4 protein-coding genes are annotated in these 5,514 nt (G+C 61.0%); 2 read left to right on the top strand and 2 right to left on the bottom strand.

The window, feature by feature from the left end:
• Positions 1 to 1,561 (top strand): ATP-dependent zinc metalloprotease FtsH (gene ftsH, locus IRZ24_RS16220; protein ID WP_297166340.1); only part of this gene is annotated, 1,561 nt, incomplete at its 5' end.
• 164 nt (positions 1,562 to 1,725) lie between these two features.
• Here ftsH and IRZ24_RS16215 read toward each other — a convergent pair.
• Positions 1,726 to 4,032, bottom strand: a complete 2,307-nt coding sequence (locus tag IRZ24_RS16215) for a trehalase family glycosidase (RefSeq protein ID WP_297166337.1) — start codon at positions 4,030 to 4,032, stop codon at positions 1,726 to 1,728.
• A 260-nt stretch (positions 4,033 to 4,292) separates the two neighbouring features.
• Here IRZ24_RS16215 and IRZ24_RS16210 point away from each other — a divergent pair, with 260 nt between their 5' ends.
• Entirely contained in the window at positions 4,293 to 4,862 is a 570-nt protein-coding gene (locus IRZ24_RS16210) for a YceI family protein (RefSeq protein WP_297166334.1), read from the top strand.
• Between the two features lie 178 nt (positions 4,863 to 5,040).
• On the opposite strand, the gene IRZ24_RS16205 is transcribed toward IRZ24_RS16210, so the two are convergent.
• A partial coding sequence (locus tag IRZ24_RS16205) for a CAP domain-containing protein (RefSeq protein ID WP_297166331.1) occupies positions 5,041 to 5,514 on the bottom strand: 474 nt, incomplete at its 5' end.

Here is a 5,514-nt window from a genome sequence, read left to right as displayed (position 1 = left end):
GAGTAGTGGGGGAGGGAGCAACGCCCTCGGGGGGCGGATGGGGCAGGCGCGAGTCAGGACGGCCCCGCCTGTGACCTTTGCCGATGTGGCTGGCATCGATGAGGTGCGCTCTGAGCTAGAGGAGATCGTCGAATTCCTGCGCGCGCCGGAACGTTTCAAGCGCCTAGGGGCCCGCATCCCGCGTGGTGCCTTATTAGTGGGGCCACCGGGCACCGGTAAGACACTCTTGGCCAAAGCTGTCGCTGGTGAGGCTGGAGTCCCTTTCTTCAGTATCAGTGCCTCCGAATTCGTTGAAATGTTTGTGGGGGTCGGTGCCAGTCGGGTGCGTGATCTCTTTGCTGAGGCGCGCAAGTCTGCCCCTTGTGTCATCTTTATCGACGAGATCGATGCCGTAGGGCGCAAGCGCGGGGTTCGTGTCTTCAGCAACGAGGAGCGCGATCAGACCCTCAATCAGCTCCTAGTCGAGCTAGATGGCTTCAGCGAGCGCGAGGCGGTGATTGTGCTAGCGGCGACCAACCGCGTCGATATTCTGGATCGGGCTTTGCTGCGTCCAGGACGCTTCGACCGCACAATAACGGTCTCCTTGCCGGATCGCGCAGGCCGACAGGCCATCCTGGCGGTGCATACTCGCCGGACGCCGCTGCATGAGGATGTCGATCTTGAGCGCCTGGCGCGCCTCACTACGGGCATGAGCGGGGCTGATCTGGCCAATCTAGTGAATGAGGCGGCCCTGATCGCTGCCCGCCGCGACCTGGAAACGGTGACTCAGGCCTGCTTTGAGGAGGCCTTGGCACGCGTGCAGCTTGGGATTCTGCGTCCTCTCGTGATGAGCGAACAGGAGCGGCGCGTCATCGCTTATCATGAGGGAGGCCATGCCCTGGTGGCCTACCATCTGCCAGAGGCGGACCGGGTGAATTGTATAACCATCCTGCCGCGTGGCCAGAGTCTCGGCGTGACTCAGTTTGTCGCCGAGGAAGACCGCTATAACTATAGCCGCGAGTACTTGATGGCGCGCATCGCAGTTGGCCTCGGCGGTCGTGTCGCTGAGGAGCTGATCTTTGGTCCTGAGCGCGTGACAACGGGCGCGGAGAACGACCTGCAGGTGGTTACCGATCTAGCGCGGCGCATGGTGACCCGCTGGGGGATGAGCGAGCAGGTGGGGGTGATCTTTGCCGATTACAGTGCCGAGGAGCTTAGCGCGGCTCTTTCAGCGGCGCCTGTGCGCGCCAGTGGGGCAACGCTGGCCTTGCCCCTGAACGCAACCTCGGCAGGTGTTCAGGTGCTGCCGGCTGAGACCTCGACAGCGATCCTGGCACGCTTGCAGGCCCAGGTCGGGGCAACTCGGCCAGGTGCGGGGCGCGGCTTTGGAACGATTAGTACTTCGCTGGCGGCTCTCATCGACGCTGAGGTGCAGCGGATTCTCAGCGAGGGCCGGGCGCTGGCTCGCTCAATCTTGAGCACGCATTGTGATCAACTGCATCGGCTGGCTGCTGCCTTAATGGAGCGGGAGCATTTGGATCGCGCTGAGTTTGAAGCCCTGCTACAGGCATCGGAGAGCTAGAGCGGTCCAGCTCTCGTCTCTCGCCCGGCCCGCTTGGCGCCTTGGGCGCCTTACTCGCTTGGTGAGGACGCCAGGCTAGCTATGGCCTTGCTCGCTGGCCGCCTGGTTGTTGCCTTCTTACTCCCTCCTGAGCGGGCGTCTGGGCGCGGCAGAGCAGCCGGCCATCAGGAGGAAGTAAGCTGAATGCGGCGAGCCTCTCCCCATTGACCTGCCCATTCCCAGTCGGCTGGCGACTGGCCATGCTCACTGGCAGTCAAATGAAAGCGATAGTGGTCAGCGTCCTGCACAGTGCAGGTAGCCTGCAGGACGAAACTGCCCCACTGGATTGGTCCCGCATGGTAGCGGCTGCCAGGTCGTCGCAAGGACTGGGGCAGCATGGGCCGGACAGTGAGGTGGCCCGCCTCCTCTTCCCGCAAGCCGAGCAGGTAACGCAGCAAGAAATGCAGGCCCAGCGCGCCCCAGCCGTAGCCCTCGATACCGGCGGGGACATACTCAAGCGTGGCACCGCTCCAGCGCGCCTGGCGATATTCGCGGGTCACGCCTGGCAAGCCTGTTTCGGAGGTGACGGAGCGCTGATCAAGGTAGCGGTAGCCGTCAGAGATGAACTGGCTGGCTAGCTCGGCTGCGACCTCTGGTAAGCCGGCTGCGTCGGCAGCACCAATGACTGTCAGAGCCACAGGGGGCCAGCAGAGGGGGGCCCAGCCTCCGCTGTGGCTTGGCGGTTGACGTAGCGCCTCCTGGAGCTGCTCGACCTGGCCCCAGCCAGCCGCGCCGCAAAAGACGGGCGCCAGGTGCATAGCGTCCCGTTCACTCGACCACCGTTGACGCCTGGCATCGTAGTCGCGAAACCAGCCATATTGCCACATGAGCCGTGTCTTGACGGTGAATTCGTCTGCAATACGCTGCCACCAGTCTGCCTCGGCCTGCCATTCCTGGTGGCTGGAAGGTAGATGAGAGGGAACCTGCAGCGCCTCCTCCTGAGCCAAGATCATGGCCCAGCGCGCTAAAATTGCCGCGCCCTGTGCCATGCTGGCCTGCAGATCTACCGGGCGCACATGCTGGATCAGCGTGCCCCCTGTTTGCTGGGGCCCGAAGCGGCTTGAGACATCCTGACCACTCTCCCACGAGCAGGCGTAGACCAGCCAGCCATCGGCATCACGGCGATGCTCCAGCCACCAGCGCAGGTAAGCGGCAGCGGCGGGATAGAGACGGCAGAGCCAGGCGCGGTTACCGCTGCGTCGGAAGAGCAAATCGCAGCAATAGAGAGGATAGCCCCACTCCGGGGCTGTACCGCAGATCTGCCCGTCATCGGCTACCATGTTATAGCTGCCGTCCTCACGCATACAGGGTAGATTGGCGTGAGGCGCCTCCGTAAAGTGGGTCAGGAGCACTTCCTCCGCCAGCTCGGGGGCGGCGTAGCTCAGCGCCAGGGCATCCAGGGCCGCCTCCGCCAACACCAGGCGCGGGGCCTGGATCTGCATGCCATCCCACGGCCCCTTGAGTAAGCCGCATGGAGGGCGAATGACCATGCGCAGCGTCTCCTGGTCGTAGACAAAGCCACGGCGCCAGGATGCTGGCCAATCTCCCGAAAGCTGAGGCGCCCGCGCCCAAAACGCTTCATCCTCGCGCTCGCGCTCCCTCAAGGCCACCTGAAAATCTGTCTGGGCCTGGCGCCAACGACGATAGCTCTCGTCGAGCGAGACGCCGCGTGCCAGCAAGAGTAATAAACGGCGCTCCTCACCGTGGCCTGGCAGCTCCAGCCTACACGGCAGCGTGAGCGTGCGCACCTGCCAACCGGTTTCGGGGTCAGCTTGCGTAACCGTTGGAGGGGTCAGAGGGACCCCGCGCAGGCTGGCGGCCAGCTCAGCCTGAGAGATCGTATAGATCGCCTCCCCAGGCTCTGGCGCCGGCCCCTCATCGAGAGCTAGCCAACCGTGGAGAAAAACGTCCCCTTCGCTGGCGATGCCTAGCATGGCCAGATTGCCCCCGGGCAGAACGCGCCCATAGAGACCATGCTCCCACAGGCGACTTGTGAAAGGATTGTGAGTGTGCTCATGCTGGATATAGCAAGTCACGTGCAGCTTCGACTCGCGCGTGGTCATCAGCGAGAGCAGACAGCCAAGCACATTCTCCTCAATGAGGAAATAGACGGCATGAAGCAGTAGATCGTGTGAAGGAACAGTACAATTATAGGCGAAGCGATTCTTTGTATGAAGAGGACTATTCAGGGCACAGCCGTGACGCTGGAAATCCTCCGCTGTAATCAGCAAGAGATCGTCGTCGATGCCTAAACCAATATTCAAATGAGCGCTATATTGAAACTGATTGCGCACATAGCTGCCCAGATTAGGCACATGCCAGCCCATGCCCAAGGGCGGACGACTGCGGAGTACACCGCTGGGATTCAGTTTCCAGCTATGGAAAGGGTTGTCTAGATAACCATGTGGTGTAAAATCATCACGAGGAACCATCGGGGCCTATCCTTTTCTGCATCAGCTCACCGATTGAGCGCATCAGCTCACTGTATCCGCCCCAATGATAGATCGTAGCTGACTCGCCGACAAGCCCCCAACGGCGGCCTTCTCCCACTGAGAACTGCTCCTGCCTGCCTGTCACAACCACCGGCCTTGACAGGTGGCGCTCTCCGTTCTATACTTCCCATTGTTACTATACTAATATTAGTAACTACTCTGTTATTAGCTGTTCTGATGTCAAGAAGGGAGGCGAGGCCATGCCCTGGCGCTTCGATCCTGCGCACACCAGCATCGAATTCAGCGCCAAGCACATGATGATCACCACCGTGCGGGGGCGCTTCAAGCAATGGACAGGGAAGATCGACCTCGATGAAGGGCATCCCGAAGCCACGCGAGTGATCGTCGAAATCGATGCGACCAGTCTTGACAGCAACCAGCCCCAACGTGATGCCCACCTCAAATCAGCCGACTTCCTCGATGTAGAGCACTACCCCACCATCACCTTTGTCAGCACGCGTGTCGAGCCACTCAGCGACACCACAGGCAAGCTGTATGGGGACCTCACCATTCGCGGTGTCACTAGGCCCGTTGTCCTCGATGTCACTCTGGAAGGCCGCTCGCGCGACTGGCAGGGTCAGAGGCGCCTGGGTTTCACCGCCACCACTTCGCTCAACCGCAAGGATTGGGGACTTAACTGGAACGTTGCCCTGGAAGCCGGCGGTTGGCTCGTCAGCGATCGCGTTGACATCCACATCGAAGCGCAACTGATCGAGGAAAGCCCTGCCAGCCAGACGAGCCAGGCGCAGGCCAGCAGCGCCCAAGGATAGCCCAAGGCAGGCAAGCGCAGAACGAAGATGGCAACTATGGCATAGTAGCCAGGTCTGTCTCTCCTCTGCTCGCTTGCCTACCTCTAAGCGGAATCAGGCAAGGCAGCGGGAGAAAGAGGCGTAATTCCTGACAGTTAGCACAGCTAGCACAGCGGTGACCTATAGCGATGGACAGACTCTAGCTGATGAAGTCTTCTGTAAACCAGACCCAGCCGGTGGGATCAACGTAGACCCCAATGCCCACGTGGTGTAGCGTCGTACTAAACAGATGGATATGGTGCCAGCCCGTGGCCGGCTCATTTGCCATACTCTCCTGAACCTGGTAGACGTTGGTCCACGCAGGGTTTGAGGGGCCAGCCAGACCGATATTCTCTCCGCAGTCGCTGAAGGTGAAGCCCTCATGAGCGATGCGTGTGCATTGAGGCAAACCATCGGGGCAGGTATGGCTAAAGCCGCAGTGATACATATTCCAGCTATGCAAACGCGCGCCGGTGGCCAGAGTAGCGTTCCAGACATACGGATAAAGGCCCTGAGCCGCACGATCGCTATTGATTTGCTCAAAGAGCCTTTGGGTGAGATATTGCTCCAAGGCGGTCTGAGGTGGCGGGGGACCATAGGGAGCGGAGGCACTCACCAAAGGCATGGCCCTTGT

The organism is Thermogemmatispora sp., from assembly GCF_019683755.1.
In the GTDB taxonomy this organism is placed as follows: Bacteria; Chloroflexota; Ktedonobacteria; order Ktedonobacterales; family Ktedonobacteraceae; genus Thermogemmatispora.
Note: the sequence above shows the minus strand (reverse complement) of the source record. Positions and strands in the feature narration are given on the sequence as shown.